15 protein-coding genes are annotated in these 22,219 nt (G+C 57.7%); 1 reads left to right on the forward strand and 14 read right to left on the reverse strand.

Annotation, left to right across the window (positions count from 1 at the left end; genetic code table 11):
* Positions 1-252 precede the first annotated feature (252 nt).
* From hflC to HU739_RS14950, 9 genes are all read right to left on the reverse strand, one after another.
* The gene (gene hflC, locus HU739_RS14910; protein WP_186547653.1) at positions 253-1,122 is read right to left on the reverse strand and encodes a protease modulator HflC; all 870 of its coding nucleotides are present in this window, start codon (positions 1,120-1,122) and stop codon (positions 253-255) included.
* On the reverse strand, positions 1,122-2,291 hold the full coding sequence (gene hflK, locus HU739_RS14915) for an FtsH protease activity modulator HflK (protein ID WP_186547655.1): 1,170 nt from the start codon (positions 2,289-2,291) through the stop codon (positions 1,122-1,124). The genes hflC and hflK overlap by 1 nt, the downstream gene beginning before the upstream one ends.
* Before the next feature lie 96 nt (positions 2,292-2,387).
* Positions 2,388-3,689 carry a ribosome rescue GTPase HflX gene (hflX, locus tag HU739_RS14920; protein ID WP_186547657.1) on the reverse strand — a complete coding sequence of 434 codons (1,302 nt, stop codon included), beginning with the start codon at positions 3,687-3,689 and terminating at the stop codon, positions 2,388-2,390.
* A gap of 12 nt (positions 3,690-3,701) precedes the next feature.
* The gene (hfq, locus tag HU739_RS14925; protein ID WP_108592145.1) at positions 3,702-3,968 is read right to left on the reverse strand and encodes an RNA chaperone Hfq; all 267 of its coding nucleotides are present in this window, start codon (positions 3,966-3,968) and stop codon (positions 3,702-3,704) included.
* A 95-nt stretch (positions 3,969-4,063) separates the two neighbouring features.
* On the reverse strand, positions 4,064-5,035 hold the full coding sequence (gene miaA / locus HU739_RS14930) for a tRNA (adenosine(37)-N6)-dimethylallyltransferase MiaA (protein WP_186547659.1): 972 nt from the start codon (positions 5,033-5,035) through the stop codon (positions 4,064-4,066).
* A complete protein-coding gene (gene mutL, locus HU739_RS14935) occupies positions 5,035-6,942 on the reverse strand; it encodes a DNA mismatch repair endonuclease MutL (protein WP_186547661.1) in 1,908 nt (635 codons plus the stop codon). Before mutL ends, miaA begins: the two co-directional genes overlap by 1 nt.
* Positions 6,939-8,312 (reverse strand): N-acetylmuramoyl-L-alanine amidase, encoded by a 1,374-nt coding sequence (locus HU739_RS14940; RefSeq protein ID WP_407681930.1) that lies wholly within the window; start codon positions 8,310-8,312, stop codon positions 6,939-6,941. Before HU739_RS14940 ends, mutL begins: the two co-directional genes overlap by 4 nt.
* 57 nt (positions 8,313-8,369) lie before the next feature.
* Positions 8,370-8,840 (reverse strand): tRNA (adenosine(37)-N6)-threonylcarbamoyltransferase complex ATPase subunit type 1 TsaE, encoded by a 471-nt coding sequence (tsaE, locus tag HU739_RS14945; protein ID WP_186547665.1) that lies wholly within the window; start codon positions 8,838-8,840, stop codon positions 8,370-8,372.
* Positions 8,828-10,327, reverse strand: a complete 1,500-nt coding sequence (locus HU739_RS14950) for an NAD(P)H-hydrate dehydratase (protein WP_186547667.1) — start codon at positions 10,325-10,327, stop codon at positions 8,828-8,830. Before HU739_RS14950 ends, tsaE begins: the two co-directional genes overlap by 13 nt.
* Before the next feature lie 63 nt (positions 10,328-10,390).
* Between HU739_RS14950 and queG the strand changes: the two genes are divergently transcribed.
* Positions 10,391-11,464, forward strand: coding sequence for a tRNA epoxyqueuosine(34) reductase QueG (gene queG / locus HU739_RS14955; RefSeq protein WP_186547669.1), 1,074 nt, complete (start codon positions 10,391-10,393; stop codon positions 11,462-11,464).
* Between the two features lie 26 nt (positions 11,465-11,490).
* Here the strand turns inward: queG and HU739_RS14960 are convergent, their stop codons facing one another.
* From HU739_RS14960 to HU739_RS14980, 5 genes are all read right to left on the reverse strand, one after another.
* Positions 11,491-16,242 (reverse strand): RHS repeat domain-containing protein, encoded by a 4,752-nt coding sequence (locus tag HU739_RS14960; protein ID WP_186547671.1) that lies wholly within the window; start codon positions 16,240-16,242, stop codon positions 11,491-11,493.
* A gap of 75 nt (positions 16,243-16,317) precedes the next feature.
* Complete coding sequence (locus HU739_RS14965; protein WP_186547673.1) at positions 16,318-17,304, reverse strand: hypothetical protein; 987 nt, start codon at positions 17,302-17,304, stop codon at positions 16,318-16,320.
* A gap of 341 nt (positions 17,305-17,645) precedes the next feature.
* Positions 17,646-20,072 carry a leucine-rich repeat domain-containing protein gene (locus HU739_RS14970; RefSeq protein ID WP_186547676.1) on the reverse strand — a complete coding sequence of 809 codons (2,427 nt, stop codon included), beginning with the start codon at positions 20,070-20,072 and terminating at the stop codon, positions 17,646-17,648.
* Between the two features lie 186 nt (positions 20,073-20,258).
* Entirely contained in the window at positions 20,259-21,290 is a 1,032-nt protein-coding gene (locus tag HU739_RS14975) for a hypothetical protein (protein WP_186547678.1), read from the reverse strand.
* A 165-nt stretch (positions 21,291-21,455) separates the two neighbouring features.
* Positions 21,456-22,070: a trimeric intracellular cation channel family protein gene (locus HU739_RS14980; RefSeq protein WP_186547712.1), complete on the reverse strand. Its 615-nt coding sequence runs from the start codon at positions 22,068-22,070 to the stop codon at positions 21,456-21,458.
* Positions 22,071-22,219: the final 149 nt, after the last annotated feature.

The raw sequence follows: 22,219 nt of genomic DNA on the forward strand, positions 1-22,219 counted from the left end.
ATTGAAGCAGAAAACGATTGTTCCGCGCATGAACAACGCAGCGAAAAGCCTGTTACCGGCTTCGCCAATCACTTCCCTCGAAAAACGCTCGAGCCTTTCAACCCGATGCTCTGCAGCAAAAACAGCAATCAAACGTGCAGACGCAAAAAAGCCGGGAATTTCCCGGCTGCCGCATCATACACACGTTTTCCCAAAGGATCACCCCGCCCGAGGTTTTAGCCGCCGGGCGGAGCGATTCAGGTCAACGTCGTATCAAGGCTTGGCCTTTTCCAGGTAATGGAAAAAGTCGCTGCTTGGGTCGAGGACCAGTACGTCGGATTTGTTCGCGAAGCTTTCACGGTAGGCACGCAGGCTACGGTAGAACGCGTAGAACTCCTGATCCTGACCGTAGGCCTTGGAGTAGATCGCAGCGGCCTGGGCATCACCATCACCGCGAACCTCTTCGGATTCACGATAGGCTTCCGCCAGCAGCACGCGGCGTTGGCGGTCGGCGTCCGCACGGATGCCTTCGGCCAGCTCGTTACCCTTGGCGCGGTGCTCGCGAGCTTCACGCTCACGCTCGGTGCTCATACGCTCGAACACGCTGCGGTTCACTTCCTTCGGCAGATCGATGGTCTTGACCCGGACATCGACCACTTCGATACCCAGCTCTTTTTCCGCCATCTTGTTCAGCGACGCAGTGATGTCAGCCATCAATGCATCACGCTCACCCGACACGACTTCGTGCAGGGTGCGCTTGCCGAACTGGTCACGCAGACCGGATTCCAGACGACGGGACAAACGCTCGTCGGCGATCTGCTTGAGGCCGGAGGTCGCGGTGTAGAAGCGCTCGGCATCTTTCACGCGCCACTTGGCGTAGGCGTCGACCATCACCGCTTTCTTTTCCAGGGTCAGGAAGCGCTGCGTCGGTGCGTCCAGCGTCATCAGGCGTGCATCGAACTTACGCACCTGATTGACGTAAGGCACTTTCACGTGCAGGCCCGGCTGAACATCAGCCTGAACCACACGACCGAATTGCAGCAGCACCGCACGCTCGGTCTGAGCGACGATGTAGAAGCAGTTCCAGCCCACCAGTACCACGACGACGCCAACAATAAGGGCGATCAGCGATTTATTGCTCATCAGCGGGTCTCCCTTGTGCGCGTCTGCGGCAGGTCAGTGACATGCGGCACGGTATCCGTGTTGTTGCTGGCGGCGGCCGAACCGGTGACCGGTGCGCTGCCCGAACTGTTCTGGATCATTTTGTCCAACGGCAGGTAAAGCAGGTTGCTCTGGCCGTTCTTGTTGCCGGTCACGAGCACCTTGCTGGTGTTGCTGAAGACTTCCTGCATGGTGTCCAGGTAAAGACGCTGGCGGGTCACTTCAGGAGCCTTGCGATACTCGGCGACCAGCTTGGTGAAGCGATCGGCCTCACCCTTGGCGCGCGAGACGGTTTCGTCACGGTAGCCGTTGGCATCTTCGATGATGCGCTGGGCCTGACCACGGGCTTCCGGCACGACGCCGTTGGCGTAGGTTTCAGCCTGGTTGCGCGAACGCTGCTCGTCTTCACGGGCGCGGATCACGTCATCGAAGGCTTCCTGAACTTCACGCGGTGCCGCTGCGCTCTGTACGTTGACCTGGGTGACCGTGATACCGGTGCGATAGGTATCCAGGAAGCGTTGCAGACGCTCCTTGATTTCGCTGGCCATCAACTCACGACCTTCGGTCAGCACCTGGTCCATGGCGGTGGAACCCACCACGTGGCGCAAGGCGCTGTCAGTCGCGTGCTGCAGGCTGATTTCCGGCTGATCGACGTTCAGCACGAAGTCCTGCAGGTTGCTGATCTTGTACTGCACGGTCAGCGGCACTTCGACGATGTTCTCGTCCTCGGTGAGCATCTGGCCCTGCTTGGTATACGCACGTTCACGCGTGACGTTTTCCATGTACTTCTTGTCGATCGGCGGGAAATAGATGTTCAGGCCCGGGCCGACGGTCTCGTAGTACTTGCCGAAGCGCAGCACTACGGCCTGCTCCTGCTCGTCCACCACGTAGACTGCGCTGTACAGCCAGACAGCCGCCAGCACGACCAGGCCGATGCCGAGCAGGCCGCCGAAGCCGCCACTGCGTTTGCCCGAACCACCGCCGTCATCACCACGTTTCTTGCCACCACCGAACAACCCGTTCAGGCTTTCCTGCAGCTTTCGGAAGGCCTCGTCGAGATCCGGTGGCCCCTTGCGGTCGCCGTTATTGCGGCGCTTGCCACCCCAGGGATCCTGATTGTTCGAGTTGCCACCCGGCTCATTCCAAGCCATAGCGCTCTCCATCTGATAAAGCAAAGACGCACCCACGGCGCGCCGACCAATGCTACAGAATGCCTGCCGTTGCGGCACAACCGCTTTGTCAGGCTTTTATTGCAAAGTGTGTTGCTCGATGAATTCCATCGGCTGCAATCCTTCGCGGCTTACCAGTCGATTCAACTCGACCCGGGGCAAACGAACGGTCAGCAGGCTGACGCCTTCTTCATCGTGTTCTTCTTTTTGCACCGCACCGAGTTCGAAGAACTGCGCACGCAGTCGAGCGAATCGTTGCGGCAAGCGCAATGTGCCAACAAACAAATCACTGCCCAGCAACTCGGCAATGGCTTGCTCAAGCAATTCCAGACCGCTGCCATCACGCGCCGAGAGCCAGACCCGTTGCGGCTTGCCATCGGCATCGCGCTGGATTTGTGGCTCCACGCCTTCAAGCAAATCGAGTTTGTTATAGACCTCGAGGATCGGCAAGTCCTGGGCGCCAATCTCGCCCAGCACCACCATCACCTGCTCGATCTGCAACATGCGATCCGGTTCGGCCGCATCGATCACGTGCAACAGCAAATCGGAGTTGCTCGACTCTTCGAGCGTAGACCGAAATGCTTCGACCAGCTTGTGCGGCAGGTGACGAATGAAGCCCACCGTGTCGGCGAGGACAATCGGACCGAGGTCGTCCAGATCCAGACGGCGCAGCGTCGGGTCCAGCGTGGCGAACAACTGGTCAGCCGCGTACACGTCGGACTTCGTCACGTTGTTGAAGAGTGTGGATTTGCCGGCGTTGGTATAGCCCACCAGAGACACGGTAGGAATATCCGCACGTGATCGGCCGCGACGCGACTGCTCGCGCTGGCTACGCACTTTTTCCAGCCGGCCCTTGATCTGGCGCAGGCGCACCCGCAGCAGACGGCGGTCGGTTTCCAGCTGGGTTTCACCCGGGCCGCGCATGCCGATACCGCCACCCTGACGTTCAAGGTGAGTCCAGCCGCGAACCAGCCGGGTGCTCATGTGATCAAGCTGGGCCAGTTCGACCTGGAGCTTGCCTTCATGCGTACGGGCGCGCTGGGCGAAAATATCGAGAATCAGACCCGTGCGGTCGATCACGCGACACTCGAAAACCCGTTCGAGGTTACGTTCCTGACTGGGCGTGAGGATGTGATTGAAAATCACCAGATCGGCTTCTTCAGCCTTGACCAGGTCGCGCAGTTCTTCGACCTTGCCGCTGCCGATCAGGTATTTGGCGGTTGGCCGATGACGCGGCACGTTAAAAAACGCAACGGTCTCGGCGCCAGCCGAATTAGCCAATTCCTGAAACTCCTGCGGATCTTCGCGCGCCTCAGGGTCCTGTCCATCCAAGTGAACGAGGATGACTCGTTCACCACCACCGTGGCGCTCAAAGAACAAAGGAGACTCCTATCAGGCGTTACCCGGCGCTGGGTCTGCATCACCCTGTTCGCTTTCGGTTGCACTAGGCAGACGAATCGGACGCACCGGCACTACTGTCGAGATAGCGTGTTTGTAAACCATCTGGCTGACGGTGTTTTTCAGCAGGATGACGAACTGGTCGAACGACTCGATCGTGCCTTGCAGTTTGATACCGTTGACCAGGTAGATGGAAACCCCAACTTTCTCTTTACGTAAAGTATTCAGGTAAGGGTCTTGTAGCGAATGCCCTTTTGACATGTGCCGCACTCCTTTAAGGATTCAATAATAAAAAATAGGTAATTCAGATGGCTTTGGCCGTCACACCCCCAAGGATAGACGGCAATTGCAAGGACTCAGCTCAATATGGAGATGGTCCCAAGGTATTTCAAGGCGCGTGGCAGATTGTCGCAATCAAGACTGTCCAGCCAGTGTATATCTTCCCAGCTGCGCAGCCAGGTGAACTGGCGTTTGGCCAATTGCCGCGTGGCAATGATGCCGCGCTCCTGCATTTCAGCCAACGTCAGCTTGCCATCCAGGTAATCCCAGACTTGGCGGTAGCCTACCGCACGTATAGACGGCAACCCCGAATGCAGGTCACTTCTTTTACGCAGGGCTACGACCTCATCGATAAACCCCTGTTCCAACATATTTGTGAATCTTTGTTCAATGCGCTCATGCAGTACCTGGCGATTTGCCGGAGCAATGGCCAGGTTCGCGACAGTATAGGGCAATTGTTGCAGTCCCGAAGCGGCTGCTTCAGTACTTTGCGCAGATTGTTGCTCGCGCAGGGCGGTCATGCTCTGGCCACTGACCCGATAAACTTCCAGGGCGCGACTCAAGCGTTGCGGATCGTTCGGGTGAATCCGCGCCGCCGATACCGGATCGATGACCGCCAACTGATCGTGCAGGGCTTGCCAGCCAAGGCGCGCGGCCTCTTCTTCAATCTGCGCACGGACCTCGGGATCGGCTGCCGGCATGTCTGCCAGACCTTCGACCAAAGCCTTGTAATAAAGCATCGTGCCGCCCACCAGCAGCGGAATTTTTCCGCGCGCGGTGATATCAGCCATAGCCAGCAGCGCATCGCGGCGAAAATCGGCAGCCGAATAAGTCTCGGCCGGATCGAGTATATCTATCAAACGATGCGGGTATTCGGCCAGTAACGCCTTCGACGGCTTGGCCGTGCCGATGTCCATGTCGCGATAGACCAGCGCCGAATCGACGCTGATCAACTCGCAGGGCAGCACCTTGGTCAACTCGATGGCCAGATCGGTCTTGCCCGCAGCGGTCGGGCCCATCAGGAAAATCGCTGGAGGAAGCTGGCTCATCAACGACCGCGCAGGAACAGTTTGTCCAGATCGTCCAGGCCCAGTTGGGTCCAGGTCGGTCGGCCATGGTTGCATTGACCGCTGCGCTCGGTGTTTTCCATGTCGCGCAGCAGACCGTTCATTTCCGCCAGGGCCAGGCGCCGGTTGGCGCGGATCGCGCCGTGGCAGGCCATGGTGCCGAGCAGTTCGTTCAGATGCGCCTGGATCCGGTCGCTGGTGCCGTACTCCATCAGGTCCGACAGCACGTCGCCGACCAGCCGGTTGGCTTCGGCCTGCTTGAGTAACGCCGGAATCTGCCGGATCGCCAGGGTTTCCGGGCCAAGGCGTTGCAATTCAAAGCCCAGACGCTGAAACCACGCCGCATGTTCTTCAGCGCAATCAGCTTCGCGCTGACTGACCGCCAATGACTCTGGCACAAGCAGCGGCTGACCACTGAGGCCTTCGCTGGCCATGGCGATTTTCAGCCGTTCGTACATGATTCGCTCGTGAGCGGCGTGCATGTCCACCAGCACCAGCCCATGAGCGTTTTCGGAAAGAATGTAGATGCCCTTGAGCTGCGCCAGTGCGTAACCGAGCGGCGGGATGTCTTCCTGACCGGTGGGCAATGCGTCGGCGTTGGCTTGCGGCAACGGTGCGAAAAACTCTTTGTAAGCGGCCTGAGCCTCGGCCGCGGGCACGGCCGATTGCGGACGCGGCGTGTATTGATACTGATAAGCGCCGCCAGCGCTGGCGCCGGAGGACGTGTTGAACGCCGGTTGCGCCTGCGGTTGTTCAAGCAACGCATTCGCGGCCAGACGCATCTCGCCCTGTGGGCCGAATTCGCCCGCCTCGATTCCGCTCGGTCGAACGATCGTCGTGGTGACGGAGCCGGCCAGTTGATCTTCCGGGCGCACATCGCCCAACGCGCGGTGCAGTGTGCCGTAGAGGAAATCATGGACCATGCGCCCGTCACGGAAGCGCACTTCGTGCTTGGTTGGGTGCACGTTGACGTCGACCGCTGCCGGATCGACCTCGAAAAACAGCGCAAACGTCGGATGCCGGCCATTGAACAGCACATCGCGATACGCTTGGCGCACGGCATGAGCCACTAGCTTGTCGCGCACCGCCCGGCCATTCACGAAGAAATACTGCAAGTCCGCCTGGCTACGGTTGAACGTCGGTAAGCCCACCCAGCCCCACAAGTGCAGGCCGTTGCGCTCGATCTCGATCGGCAATGCCTGCTCGAGAAAGCCCGAGCCGCAGATTGCCGCGACACGCCGGGCGCGGGCCGCGTCGTCATGGGCCTCGTGCAGACTGAGGATGGTCTTGCCGTTGTGGCGCAGATGGAAAGCCACATCGAAACGCGCCAGCGCCAGGCGTTTGATCACTTCTTGCAGGTGATCGAATTCGGTTTTTTCGGTCTTGAGGAACTTGCGCCGCGCCGGGGTGTTGAAGAACAGGTCACGCACTTCCACCGAGGTGCCGACCGGATGTGCCGCCGGTTGCACCCGGGGCGCCATATCGCGACCCTCGGTTTCCACCTGCCAGGCCTGATCGGCATCGCGGGTGCGTGAGGTCAGGGTCAGGCGCGCCACCGAGCTGATCGACGCCAGCGCTTCGCCACGGAAGCCCAGGCTCATTACCTGCTCCAGGTCTTCGAGATTGCGGATTTTGCTGGTGGCGTGACGGGCCAGGGCCAGTGGCAGGTCATCGGCAGAAATACCACTGCCGTCGTCGCGCACGCGCAGCAGCTTGACGCCACCCTGCTCGACGTCGACATCAATGCGCCTGGCGCCTGAGTCAAGGCTGTTTTCCAGCAGCTCCTTGATCACCGAGGCTGGACGCTCGACCACCTCACCGGCGGCGATCTGGTTCGCCAGCCGTGGGCTGAGCAGCTCGATGCGCGCAGTATTCAGGACCTGGTTCATTCTTTGGATGCCAGTTCGGTGCCGGGAATGGTCAAGTGCTGACCGACTTTCAGCTCGTCGCTTTTCAGATTATTGGCGGCGCGCAAAGTGGCTGGCGAGACTTGATAGCGCACGCCGATCATCGCCAGCGTTTCACCCGGACCGACGCGGTGGTCGCGCGGGCCCTGGGCGATCTTGCCGGAGTCACGCAGCCAGGCGATGTAAGTGCCCGGTGGCGGATTCTGCTGGAAGAACTGGCGCACGCCGCTGCTGATCGAGCGTGCCAGCGCCTGCTGGTGGCTCGCCGCCGAAAGCTTGTTCGCTTCGTTGGCATTGGAGATGAAGCCGGTTTCGACCAGGATCGACGGGATATCCGGGGACTTCAGCACCATGAAGCCGGCCTGTTCCACGCGCTGTTTGTGCAGCGGCGTGACCCGGCCGATGTTGGTCAGGACTTTCTGGCCGACATTGAGACTGGAGGTCAGCGATGCGGTCATCGACAAGTCGAGCAGCACGCCGGCGAGCATGCGGTCCTTGTCGTCGAGGCTGACGTTGCCGGCACCACCGATCAGGTCGGAGCGGTTTTCACTGTCGGCCAGCCAACGGGCGGTCTCGGAGGTAGCGCCACGATCAGACAGAGCGAACACCGACGCACCGAACGCGGCCGCTGACGGTGCGGCGTCGGCGTGAATCGAGACGAACAGGTCGGCGCCCTTCTTGCGGGCAATTTCGGTACGCCCGCGCAACGGAATGAAGTAATCACCAGTACGGGTCAGTTCGGCGCGGAAGCCTTTCATGCCGTTGACCTGACGCTGAAGCTCGCGGGCGATCTGCAGCACCACGTCTTTTTCACGCTGGCCGCGCGATCCGGACGCGCCCGGGTCTTCGCCACCGTGGCCGGCATCGATCACCACAATAATGTCACGCTTGCCGGCCGGGGCGGGCGGCAACTTGATTGCCGGTTCGGTCGGGGTCACCGGCACTGCCGGCACAGTCGCTACCGATGGCGTCGGGGCCGGCGGCGGTGCGGCGTCGGCCGGGTTGTCGAACAGATCGACCACCAGCCGGTTGCCGTACTGCGCGTTGGGCGCCAGCGAGAAGCTTTTCGGCGTGACAGCTTTTTTCAGGTCGATGACCACCCGCAGGTCAGTCGGCGTGCGCTGGGCCGAGCGCATCGCAGTGATCGGCGTATTCGCCGTCTGTACATTCAACGGCGCGCCGAGGGTGGCGCCGTTGATGTCGATCACCAGTCGATCCGGTGCGGTGAGGGTGAAAACGCTGTGTTGCACCGGGCCGCTCAGGTCAAATACCAGTCGCGTGTTGTCCGGCGCCCGCCACAGGCGCACGCTGTTGACCTTTGAATCGGCCACAGCGTTGACGGTTACTGCCATCAATATCAGTCCAGCGGCAGCCACCAACGCGCGAAAGCGCATACCAAACCCCATCATTTAATTGAATTCCGATGCCAAAGCGGCACACCAGGCCTCGCCACGCGAGCCCTGGGCTAAAATTTTCAGCGAACGCCCGCTGTCTTGCGGGCTAATGGTAATGGTCAGGTCAGGCTTTGGCAAAAAGCCTGCACCTTTATCGGGCCACTCGATCAGGCACAGGGCATCGTCTTCGAAGTAGTCGCGGATGCCGAGAAACTCCAGTTCTTCCGGATCGACCAGGCGATACAGGTCGAAGTGAAAGGCGCGAATGTCGCCAATCTCGTAGGGCTCGACCAACGTGAAGGTCGGGCTCTTGACTGCCCCGACATGCCCCAGCCCTCGGATGATGCCCCGCGACAGCGTGGTTTTGCCCATGCCCAGGTTGCCCTCGAGAAAAATCAGACCATGGCCCTGGGTCACGCGGGCGATCCGTGCGCCAAAGTCGCTCATGGCCTGTTCATCGGCCAGGTACAGGGTTACTTCAGACACGGTGCTTGCTCCTCCAACAACTGACGAATGGCTGGAATCAGATCACTGGCCGCCAGCCCACGGCCGAATTTCCCTTGCTGCAGACCGGCATTGGCGTGCAGCCAAACCGCGAGACATGCGGCATCGAATGCGTCCATGCCTTGCGCCAGCAACGCGCCGATCAGACCGGCCAGCACATCACCGAGCCCGGCCGTGGCCATGGCCGGATGCCCTTGATGACACAGTGCCAGACGGCCGTCCGGGTGAGCAATCAGACTGCCGGAGCCTTTGAGCACGACAACCGCCGAATATTGTTTGCTCAAGGCCAGCGCCGCCGCCGGGCGATCAGCCTGGACCTCGGCGGTACCGATTTGCAGCAGACGCGCCGCCTCGCCCGGATGCGGAGTAATCACGCAATCCTTGGGCAGCTGGACAAACTCCCTGGCCAGCAGGTTCAGCGCATCGGCATCCCACACCTGCGGCAACGCGGCGTTGGCGGCTGCTGATAACAAGGCGCGGCCCCAACTCGCCTGACCAAGGCCCGGCCCGACGACCAGCACCGAGACCTTTTCCAGCAGGCCCATCAGTTGATTGGCTGACGAGGCGCCAAGCGCCATGGCTTCTGGTACACGGGTCAGCGCTGCCGGCACATGCTCGGGACGAGTCGCCAGCGACACCATGCCCGCGCCGCTGCGCAAGGCCATTTGCGTGCTGAGCAGAATCGCACCGCCAAAACCGTGATCGCCGCCAATCAGCAGCACATGGCCGAAACGCCCCTTGTGTGAAGTCGGCGCGCGCGCGGCAAGTGTTGGAAGGTTAGCGGCGTTCAGCCGTCGCGCGCTGACGGGAATGTCACGGAAGGTTTCGGCAGTGGCATGCAAGTCATTAAATACCAACTCGCCGACGTGATCGGCTGCGTCGCCGGTCAACAACCCGATCTTCAGGCCAATGAACGTCACTGTAAGCTCGGCGCGCACCGCAACGCCCAGTTCCCGACCGGTGTCGGCGCACAGTCCCGAAGGGATATCGACGGCCGCCACCGGCAAACCGCTGGCGTTGATCGCAGCAATGGCAGCCGCATAGGGTTCACGTACCTCGCCACTCAACCCGGTGCCAAGCAACGCATCGAGGACAACGCCGCGCAATTGGCTTTGCACCTGCCAGCGTTGCACCGCAACGCCTTCGGCAAGTGCCTCGGCATGGGCCGAGGCCGCGTCGCCCTGCAAACGCTGCGGATCGCCGACCGCCAACACCTGCACCGACCACCCGGCACGTTGCGCAAGCAGGGCCACCAGATAACCGTCGCCGGCATTGTTGCCGTGGCCGGCGAGCACCGTCAGCGCGTTCGCTGCCGGCCACTGGCGCACCAGCGCGCGCCACGTTGCCCGGGCGGCACGCTGCATCAGTTCGAAACCCGGCGTGCCGGCGGCAATCAGCCGTGCGTCGAGTTCGCGCACCTGTGCGGCGCGGTACAGCGCGTCGGGTAATTCATCTTTCGTCTGCGGCATGCGTCTTCGGGCTCCGATGTCTGGCAGAATTATACGCACCTCAGCTCCGGTTTCTCTCGCCTCATGTCCGCCATCACCACAGACCTGCCCGCCCTCGCCCAATCGATCAAGGACTGGGGCCGTGAGCTGGGCTTCCAGCAAGTCGGCATCAGTGGCCTGGACCTGGCCGAGCACGAGCAGCATCTGCAACGGTGGCTCGAGGCCGGCTATCACGGCGACATGGATTACATGGGCGCCCATGGCAGCAAACGCTCGCACCCCGAGGAACTGGTGCCGGGCACTTTGCGCGTGATCTCGCTGCGCATGGACTACCTGCCCGGCGATACGCAAATGGCGCAAATGCTGGCGCAACCGGAAAAAGCCTACGTGTCGCGTTATGCCTTGGGCCGCGATTACCACAAATTGATCCGTAAACGCGTTCAACAACTGGCCGACAGGATTCAGGCGCAGATCGGCCCGTTCGGTTTTCGCGCCTTTGTTGACAGTGCTCCGGTGCTGGAAAAAGCCATCGCCGAGCAGGCCGGGCTGGGTTGGATCGGCAAAAACACTCTGGTGCTCAACCGCAAGGCCGGCAGTTATTTCTTTCTCAGCGAATTGTTCGTCGATCTACCGTTGCCGGTAGATGAGCCGCACAGCACCGAACATTGTGGGCGCTGCACCGCGTGCCTCGATATCTGCCCGACCAACGCCTTCGTCGGTCCGTATGTGCTGGACGCCCGGCGTTGCATTTCCTACCTGACCATCGAGCTGAAAACCGCCATCCCCGAAGAGCTGCGCCCACTGATCGGCAATCGCGTGTTTGGCTGTGATGATTGCCAGATCGTCTGCCCATGGAACCGTTTCGCCCGGCCTACTGGAGAAAGCGATTTCAAGCCACGGCACAATCTGGATAACGTTGAGTTGGCTGAGCTGTTCATGTGGGATGAAGAGAAGTTCTTGAGCAGCACTGAAGGTTCGCCGTTGCGGCGGGCGGGCTATGAGCGCTGGTTACGCAATCTGGCGGTGGGGCTGGGCAATGCGCCTTCAACGATTCCGGTGCTGGAAGCGTTGAAGGCGCGACGTGATTATCCGTCAGAGTTGGTTAAAGAACATGTGGAGTGGGCACTTGAACAGCACTCCAGACCTTACCCCCCATAAAAGGGCAAGCACAGTATTCAGATTGCTCATATGCGCTTTGTAACCAGATTTCTGGCCGATCTCATTATTGCGTTGGTCTCCCCGTCGGACCAATGGCCGCCCGCCTGCAGGACTTTGCAAACTCTCTGTTTACTGTCCTCCAGAAGATAAATACGCTCTCCCCGTCCTTTCGAGGCCGCGAAAAAAACATGCGTTACTTTTCTACCATCACCGGCAGCGCCGAATTCCTCGTAATACATCCTGGACCTCCTGGCCGCCAGGAGGGGGGACATATCGCTTTCCACGAGCACGAAGAATTCGTCGGCCATCGTCTTATGAGCGGCAAAGAGGTAGTCTTCTGCCTCGGGTCTGACTAATTGCCAAGGCTGATCTGCCACGTCCTCCACGGGCGCCTTGGCTTTTTTCGCATTCCCCTTAAGACGTCGTGCCGCTCTGGCTGCGTCCTCCCTTTTAGGACTGAGACCTTTGCTAAAGGCTGAAGCCATCTTCCTGCCAGCATTCACAGCAGCTTTTGCACCCGCCGCCATACCTGCACCGAGCGAAGCCAGCCCCAGACCAAAGCTGACCCAGCCCAATATCTCGCCTGCTTGAGAACCCGGGTCCAGCCCATTGACCACCTCGCTGGCAATACCCGCCAAGCCTGAAGCGACCGCCAGTCCCAATGCCGCCGCTGCCCATGGTGTCGCCGCGCCCATCGTCACCACGCTGGCAACAATTCCGAGAATACTGAGCCCGATACCCAGGACTGACTGCCAGGAGATATGCCCGGTAGGGTCAACCCGATTGACAGGGTCGCCCAGGCAATAACTGTAGGCATTCAATCCGCCCGCGCCGAACGGGCTCATGCTATCGGGGGCAAGAAAACGCATCAGTGTCGGGCTATAGGCCCTATAACCATTGCCCAACAGATACAACCCGGTAACCGGATCCAGCTGCTCGCCGTTGAACCCCGCCAGGCTGAACAATCCGCCTTCGGCAGGACGGTGACCGTAAGGGCTGTAGGCGCAATCGGTGAGCTGTTCCTTGCCCAGCGTTGCCAGCACGCTTTGCTGCTGATCGGTGCCAAACAGCTGCGCGCCGGCGTTCAAACCGAGTTGCCGTTGCCCCACAAGCGCGCCACCGTGACGCACAATACTGGATGAATTTTCCCCACTCACCTCATTGGCGACCCGGCCTGCGTAGTAGTAACGCTGCGTAGTAACGTGGTCGGGTTGCGACAGCTCAACCAGATCATCGAAACCGTCGTAATGGTAGCCACGAATGACTGAACCGCCTGCGCCGGACAATTGTTCGAGACGTCCAAAAGCGTCATAGGCCAGGGTTCGCGCTTGGTCGTCCTTGATCATCCTGCCGTTGGCGTCGTATTCCAGCGTCACCGTTGATGAATTATCGGCATGGGAAAGTTTGACTGCGCTGAGCTGTGCAGGATCAGGGTTGTCATAACTGAAGGTGGTCAGATTGACGCCCAGCGGGAACTTCGTCCGCACGGTAAGAATGTTGTCCAGCGCATCGAAGGTGAACGTCTGCCGGACAATTTCCTTGCCATATGGATCGCGGGGCTTTTGGGTGCCAGCACAGTCGTACTGGATCAGACGCCCGCGCGCATCGTAGGTGAATTGCTCATCACGCAAAATCTGCGTGCCACGCCTGGAGACTTTTTGCGCCAGTTTGCCAGCAAGCGTATAAGTCGATTCCAGCGTCTGCTCAGGCTGGCCCTGAATCTCGAATGTACGCCGGGTTTCGCGACCGATATCGTCATAAGCGAACCGGGTGATCATTTGACGCTTGATTGACGTCTCTTCGGTTTTCGTCCAGTCCAGCATCCCCGTCCCGCTGTTGTAGTGAAACTCGGTTTTCAGCGCGCCCTGCGAGGCGGATAGAAGGCGGCCGAACTCATCGTATTCGGATCTGCTTTCGGTTCCGAGTACATCGACGTGGGTGATCGGTCGCCCCTGCAGGGTATAGGTACTCGACGTTGTTTTACTGATAGCGCCCAAGGTCGTCGTTTCGGATTTGAGGCGTCCGGAAGGGTAATAGGTAAAGCTGCGTATCCTGCCGCTTTCGGTACAGGTCGAGGGATTGCCACTGACGGGGTCGTAAGTCAGTTTCGTGACCAGATTCCCTGCCTTGCGCTCCGTCAGTAAACCGCCCAGATCGCGCAAATAGGTGAATTCGGTTTTTTTGCCATCAGCACTCTTGTACCACTGTGGCTGAGTGAAGCCCGCTTCATAGCCAGCCTCGGACTTTCGTCCGCCCACGGTACTTTGTATTAATCGACTCAAACCGTCATAAGTTTGCTGCCCCAACACTATGTCATCGACCTTGATGCCGGTCGGTAGCCCCTCGTCGCTATGCTCGGCATAGTCGGTCACGACCGCACTGGCGTCGGGCAGAACACTGCGGATTATCCGGTCAAAAACGTCGTACTCATATCGAGTTGTATTGCCGACAGGGTCTGTCTGACTGGTTGTTCGTCCGTACCCGTCATAGGTGTAAACGGTTTTGCCGAGACTCTTGTTCTTCAGATTGAAGCGCTCGACACTCAGCGGCTTACCGAAGTCATTGACGAGGGTAATTGTCTTGCCCATCCCCTGGAGCCAATCGGCCTGCTGGCGAAGCACCGGATCCGCCTCGCTGTGTTCGATACGCCCATCGGCATGCAGCGTCTTGCTGACCTGGCCCCAGGAATCGAATTCGTAGCGGGTGCTAATCGGATAAGGCTTGCCATCACGCCAATCGGTCAGCGTCACTTCCACCTTGTGACCGACCGGATCATGCAGGGCAGAATACAGCGTGCGAACCTGGATGAGACCGTCCTTGTCGGGGTGGTCGCAGTCCTTTTCCTCAACGGTGGTCACCCGCTCCAGGCCATCGTAGGCCACTCTTTGCTGGCCCCCGGCGGGGTCCGTGGTTACTACTGTCGCGGGCTGCTCCTTGCTGGCGGCCAGATAGGCCCACCGAGTTGCGGCCGCGTAATCGGTGCCAGAGGCGACCGTTTTGCACACTGCCCGTCCGATGGCGTCATATTGATGTTCGATGTGCTCGCCATCGACACCTGTTTCCGACACCAGTAATCCGGTTAGCGTCGAAAGTACTTTCTCACTGGTCTGCAACGCGCCGTCAAATCCGCGTGTGCTGGACTTGATCCGCAGCCTGTCATCCTCAAGTTCATAGGAAAATTCGGTAGCGGTTTCTTTATCATTCAGGGTGAACGTTTGCTCTTTCGTAGCCCCGTGCTTGAGTGGATCCTCGGGCAAGTTCAGATAACTGCGTGCGGTTTTCGAACGCAATATCTCAACACCTTCCACAACTTCGAAAAAACGCTCCTTGATCGGCAACACGGATGCCAGTTCCGCATCGTCCAGCGCAGCATGCAGCGCATAGTCATAGCACGTGACAGTCGAAGCACCCTCCAACGAGGCAGCAGTGACCGTCCTCTTTCTCGGGAACCTGGAGAAACCCAGCGGATCCTCTGGGCAATTATCGCCACCACTTGCCGGATAAAATTCCGTCGAAGTCGTGACCCCGCTTGGCTCAACCTGCCTGAGCAAGTTGCCTTCCTGATCGAACTCGGTGACGGTGGTTTCGACACGCTTTTGCTGGGTGCGTCGATCAAGGTACGTCACCGTATGCACCTTCGGCATGCGGAACTGAGCCACTTGATCATTGAATGGCTTGGTGACGGAGCAGTGATATTGGGTGGCGGTTTCGATCTGCGCGTCGCCACAGGTGGTCGTCTCTGCGATCAGGAGATGAAACTTGTTGTAGGTGCGTTTGATGCGGGTGTGAACTTTTCCTTTTACCACCCACTTCTCATCCGAGGTATATACGTAGTAGCCGGGTGCCTGATAGAGAGGATCGCCGTCGCTGTCTCTGGCCGGCGACAGCCCCTGGCCAAGAAAGTTATGGTCAGAGTACTCGTACGTCTTGCAGAGCTTGGGTTGGCCGCGCCCTGGGTAAATATCGTGAGCGATGACAAACGGCAGTGTCCGGTCAACGCCATTTACGAAATGATGACCTTGGCGCTTGTAGCGAATGATTTCTACGCCGCGCAATGGATTGACGACGCGGTGTAAATAGCTGGCCCCATCTATGACTTCATATTCCAGATCCCAACCTCTACCGACCGGTAGCTCGATCGCCGTGATCCGAGCGTTTTTCAATGTCATTTTGTAGTCGGAACTGGAAGCAGTGTCGGGATGCCGCGTCAATACCACTTGGCCTGCCTTGCGTGTGACCCTCAACAGGCAGCGCTTGGTATCGTTAATTTCAGCCAACCTGGGAAACCCGTTGAACAACTCATGCTTCAGCGCAACGCTGACGCCGTTCGCCGCAATTATTTTTTCTGCTACGGCGAAATGACTGCCCACCAGGACTTTCAGCAACTCACGCCGACCATCCTTGTATCGAACTTCATAGCGCCCTGCCCCGGTCACCAACACCTTTGCCGTCTGCAGTTTCATTTCCTTGAACTTCAGACCGGCAGACGTCTCGACAGCCTTGTAGCGCTCACCGTTGGACAATGTCATGACTTTGCTGCGCAAGTCGTAATTTGTAAGGGTCAAAGACCAGCCAATGCCGAAACCGACATCTGTCTGGTTGAGCGGATTGAAAGCCACTGAAAACGCAAGTTCAGGGCCATTGAGATCCGCCGAGCGCAGCTTTCCCAACGAAAAAGCGCAGGTGTACATACCCGTGCGGGGATCAACACCGCCGGAAACAAATTCACCGAAGTTGAAAGCGTTTGAATGAACAGCGGAGGACAAATTACTCTCCATAGAAAAAATCCTTGTTCCAGATAGTTACAAAACGGCCAAGTCGGCCAGCAAAAATTCGCTGGCCACATCATGAAATCAGACAGACTGTCTCATTGGCCGCTTGGAATCTCCCAGAATAAAAGCACGCTGATCTTTATCACCTTCGATACAAAGTCTATGTTCCGAACCAAACTCATCAATCACTGCAAACTCGAATGAACCGTCGCGCTCCCGCCCCACTTGCAGGTCAGCGGAAGTATATTGAATGAACGTCAGCTGTCCGGGCACGTTGTTGATCGGCACGGTCATAGTGCCGAGCGGACTACTAAAAGTTGCTATGCGCCCATAGATGGGCGCCATGTAACCGTAAAAGTTTCTGCGTCCGTCATTGGCACCCCGAATGTTTCCAGAGGCATAGACCTGAACTGCGTCTTCGGAATCATAAGGATGAAGTTTCACTTCACTGCTGTACCAGTCAAGCAGGTGAATCTGCCTGCCCTCCGCTTGCAGTCCGACGTGATGAATTTGCACCGAGTCATATTGCGCCTTCTGCTGTTTCTCACCATATTTGTTGAACATCAAGGTCCTCAGCGAATACTCTTTCGGCGGAACTGCCTCCAGCGTAACACTGCTGTCAAAGTCAACTCCGTTACTTCGCAATAACACACCATCCAGCAGAACTTCGGCAGCCACTTCCATGATTCCAGGCCTGGAAGCCGAAACCCAGAACTGAAAAATCTGTACCGGGTCAGAGTCGTCGCTTATCCGGTTATGCGCGACGCGCGGGACTTCAGTCAGCCGAGTTGCACCACCCGTCATTTCGTGAGCATAACGGTTTTCCTGAAGCGATACGCTCCAGTCCCCCTCCAGAGGCCGAGAGCCGTTATAGGCGATCAATCGCAGCGACTGCAACGCCGGATGTCCATACAGTGATGCGCCGTCGCCATTGTTATCGATGCCGTGCAGAAGCACCAAGACACGTACCTGCATGCGGCCGTTGGCATAGAGCACTTTGTGCTGGCCAGAAATTGCGGCGTCGAGTTTCACCTCGATACGGGAGATACCAACTTGTTCATCAGTCATTTTACGATACCTTGCTGGTTGATAGATTTCGCCCTTTGAGGACTCAGCAAAGTATTGAGGCTCAACTTCAATTAAAACAGCCGAGACATTCGACAAATCATGAGAAGGTAATAATTTAACACCTCCATCATCAACTTACACAAATGCTCATATACTCAAAAGTTGCAAATATCACGACGCAAACTTTAACAACCTCGTTCCTGAACCTCTGATTCCAGCACGCTGGGACTTTTCTCCCCTTCCGACTTAAGCTACACAGAATCAGAAGGGGAAGTCACCGAACAGCCACCCTTGTCAGTATATGTTATGAAAATAAAGAACCCGTCACTTTCAAAAACATTTCAGTCACTGTCCGACCCTGTCGAAATACCGCTTTCTGAAGATTCACTATCGGAGTCAGATTCTGAAACTACATCCTCCACCTGGATTTCCACCTTCCGATCCATACTGGAGTTTTCTAAATACTGACTAATCCGTTGCCTTGACGCTTCACTCAGCGGGTTATTCGCCAAACCAACGAATAGGTCCTGAGTATCCGGTATCTCAAACAACTCATGTCCCACGTCGGAAATATTATTATCATGCAACGCCACGACACCCAGTTTCCTTGGCGCATCTATGCCTGAAGGTACGTTGGAAAGATTTGCGTTGCTCAGCATCAATCCGGTTAAACCTGCCATGTAGCCTACCTGCGGAGCAACTGTCAGAGGGTTGTTCGCCAGATTCAATCGGGTAAGCGTTTCGATTCTGGACAATCCCTCAACTGTGACCTCGGATAGTGTTAGCGAGCACCCGTCCAGTGTTAGCTCGCTTAACTGGCGCATTTGAAATATTCCTGATGGAAATTCCTCGATTTCAATGCCAAAAATCCCTAATGATTGAACATTGGGAAAGCTGTCAAGAAACGCACCCATCCGTGCGCCCGGTTTTTCTACGGTCAGGATCAACTCTGTTACATATTCAAATCTGGTGGAAAGCCTTGGTAACTCACCCGAAAAATCGACATAGTAAGAAAAATGATAGTCTCCCTCCCCCCATTTTGACACCGACTTGCGCTGCCAGATATCTCGCAGCTTTGCGCTGAATCGCTCGCGAGCCTGGCGTCGCTCCGCCTGTGTGGTAGCGCCCTCTGGTTCCGATACCAGGGTATGAGGTGGCGGCCCATCGGCATTCCATATCGCCAGTTCATCGCACAACGTCGCAAACTCTTTTTCCAGACGAATCAATACACCGGCCGGATCATTCTTCAAACGTTCGTTGATGAACTTTGCCGCCTCCTCGTGCGAAAGCTGCGGATAAAGATCATGTACCCGCTCCACGACGGACTTTGTCGATGCCGGTTGGCTGTCTCCCCCCCCATGCAACTGACCCCTTTGCCCGAATTGCACGGTGCCAAGGTCGACGTGGGGTAGCGGTGCGAGCCCGAGCAATTTGCTCACGGCTGCGCGCGTCGGCAGCGGCTGGGCACGGATCAATTGTCGCAGCGCTGCACCACCGTCTTTTGTCACACCGAGTAGCTGGCGTTGTTCGGGCAGCAACAGCAAAAAGAGTACCGAACACAGATCTTTCGATCCCTGAGGTGAAGAGCCATCGCCACGGTGAATGGCATAACCATCATTCTGGCGAATCAGTACGTGACGAAACGGCGAACGGGCATCGCCTATAGCGCTCAGAACGTCTGACTCCGTCGTCCCCCGGCGAATCTCGATACGCATTTGCTGCGGCCAATTGGCAAGGTTGCCGAGCATATGCAGCATCAATCGATCACTGTCCGGGTTCGATACTGCCTCTAAATAAAGGCCTTCCCCGGCCCTGGCCAGACGAATTTCCCGCAGGGCTACCAGGATCTCTTGCGCAACTCGCTGTGGCATTCCCGGTTGATTGTGCATATGCAAACGCTCGCTGGCGCTGGTGGTGCGCCATATCGCTTGTGCGGCGGTTTTCGGCAGACCCGGAAATACCCGGCGCATGCGAAGAGTGTTTTCATCACAGTCGGCCTCGAACGCTTCTTCCAGGTTTTTGAACCGGCCGAACCGCTCAGAGGGTATCGGGTGCCCCTCTGCCTGAATCAGGTGATCAAGTTCGAATCGCCTGATGGTGTCCTTCAGCAAAAAAGGTGCGGGACGTTCATTGACGAGCACATCGCGCAGTAACGATTCAGTGACCCCGCTCACGGCTAACATGCGTCCGACCGTCGCGTCGCTGAACTGCGCTACGGAACGGTCCATCTGGCGAAAAAGCTGTGCGGTTTGCGCTGATATCGAATCGATAAAAATGACGCTCTCGCTATTGAGCGGGCGCCACAACTGCCCCTCATCGCCCGGTATCAGCCATGGACCGGAGGGTTCGAGTTCGCGGGAGTTTGTTGCCCTGAACAGGCCGCTGCCTGGATCGGTGACGACCTGAACAAACTGGCCATCGGCAATCGCGACATATTCGCGCCCCTTGAATATCCAGACGCCCCGAGAGCCGACCTTCATCAAATTCGTGGGCGCCAGCACCCGGAAACCCGCCAGCGCCTCCCCCGCTGTGGCATGAATCAATTCATCTGCGACGGGATTCATCAGACTGACGCTGATCGCCTGCTCGGGATTAACCGAATCCACAATCGCAGGTTTCGGCCTGATCTCCGCAAGTCGAGGCTCGGTAAGGTGCGGCAGTGGTGAAAGGACTGTTTCGCTGTTCAGCGGCCGGCGCGAGCCGTCAGCGTCGAGATCCGGTTTTTTCGAAAGGCCGGTTGCAGGGTTACGGGGTGGTTTGCCAACCATTAATGCTCATCCTTGAGTGGTGATGTGCTGGCTCCGCAGCACCGCGGAGCCAACAAACGTTTGTCTGTAAAGTATCGAAACTGCAATCAATCATGGGATTGTCGAAGTTCCAGCTTACAGACTTGCACCCTCTGCAGCGGCATATATATCTACCGCTTGTAACAGCTCAAGTTCGTCGCGCTGAAGTTATCCGCGTTCCAAATAAAATTGGCGCGCTGCAAAATCCGTACGAAGGGCAAGTTTATGCTCAGTACCATACTGATCGATGGCCTGAAAGTGAAATACTTCAGCGTCGCTGCTTGCTGGCTCAATAGTGGAATACCCGGAGAGCGCCTGCACCACGGTCAACTCCCCCTCTCTGTCACTGACCTTGACCGAATAGCGTTTCTTCTTGGTTGATACATATAACCAGCCCTGCGCGCCGAAACTGAGTATGTCGGAGAGCGGGTGGCCGTCGAACGGCAACCATACTTCCTGCGTTTTCTGTTCAGGCAGAACAAAGATGCCTTGAAGATGATTGGTTGATGGCTCGCGCAGCTTGTTACCTTTGGCAAACAAACGGCTGCCCCGGCCGCCTTCCGAAAGCCAGTCCACCAGTTTGATTTGCTGCCCGCCTTGCGGATACAGCCCCAGATAATAGTTCCAGATGCGATTGCCCGGTTCTTCGTTCCCGCGCCGGACCGAGTACCAGCGGAAACTGTCGATGGAATAGGCAACGGGTTCCTTCGCAATCAGGCTCACGCTGCTGTCGTGGACACTGGAAAGCGTCGTGCCGTTACTGCGAATGACCTGCTGGTTCACCGTCACCCGTGCGGCAACCTGGGTTTCTCCGGCACCGGCCGAAGAGACCCAGAAGGTCCGTACCTGCGGATGCACGGAGTCATCCTCATCGGGCACAGTATTGGCGCTGTAGTGCGACTCCAGGGTGAATCTACCTTGCTCATCGCTGGCCTTCCAGCCATTGCTCAGCGGTTGGCCGTTGCTGTAATGAATGAGGCTGATGGTGTCCATCACTTCGGCCGGCACATGAACCGCATTGCCATCGGCATCGGCACCCGCTACAAGTACTTGCACTTTGACTTGCATGCGGCCATTGCCGAAGAGTTCTTTGCTGCGCGTGCTTTCTGCCGCATCGAATTTAACTTTCAGCAATGTAAGGCTTTCAAAAGCCCCGACCATGGCTGGCTGAACCTGTGTTTCTTCCGTGACTTCACCCATGTTTGCACTTCCTTTGCTTTCGTATGATTTCAGAAAATCGGCATCAGAGTTGACGCCCCTGAATTAATAACATTCAGCGCAAAGAAAGCGAAAAGCAAAACTGTAAGAAACATGCATTTACGCAGGCACGATTACAGGAAAAAAACCTGCTTGCCCCAATCGGAATCAGTGTTCGTCGTTATAAACGAACTTAGGCATTTCCCAATGAAAACGAATGGCCAAAAGACGTAACAGAAATCCGCCAAACAGAGTGATCAGAATCGCTTGCTCGCCTGGCACATTCAAGTACAGACACAGCATGTAGCACCACGCTGCGGCGAAGGAAACGCTCGCATAAAGCTCACGTCGAAAGATAAGAGGAATGTCATTGCAGAAGATGTCACGCAGGATGCCCCCGAATACCCCGGTGATCACGCCGCTGACCGACGCCACCAGCATGCCGTGGCCCATTTCCAGCGCGGTCATGCAACCGATCAGGGTGAACGCCACCAGACCGACCGCATCGAGTACCAGAAACAGCGAACGCAGGTGACGCATCCAGCGCGCAGTGAATACGGTAAACATCGCCGCGACCGACGTCAGCACCAGGTACTCCGGGTGTTTGACCCAGGTCAGCGGGTAATGCCCCAGCAACACGTCACGCACCGAACCGCCGCCCAGCGCCGTAATACAGGCGATCAGCACCACGCCAAACCAGTCCATGCCGCGGCGGCCGGCAGACAACGCGCCAGTCATGGCTTCGGCGGTAATGGCGATCAGATAGAGCATCAGCAGCATGATGGCGGTCCAGACAGGAAGGCGCGCAGTCTAGCCATTTCATCACCGCACCAGAAGAGGGCAGAGGCGCATTGCCCTTTTGTGGCGAGGGAGCTTGCTCCCGCTGGAGGGCGAAGCACTCCCCTACATTTTTCAGCCATGACGGATGTGCA

This window comes from Pseudomonas hamedanensis, from assembly GCF_014268595.2.
GTDB lineage: Bacteria > Pseudomonadota > Gammaproteobacteria > Pseudomonadales > Pseudomonadaceae > Aquipseudomonas > Aquipseudomonas hamedanensis.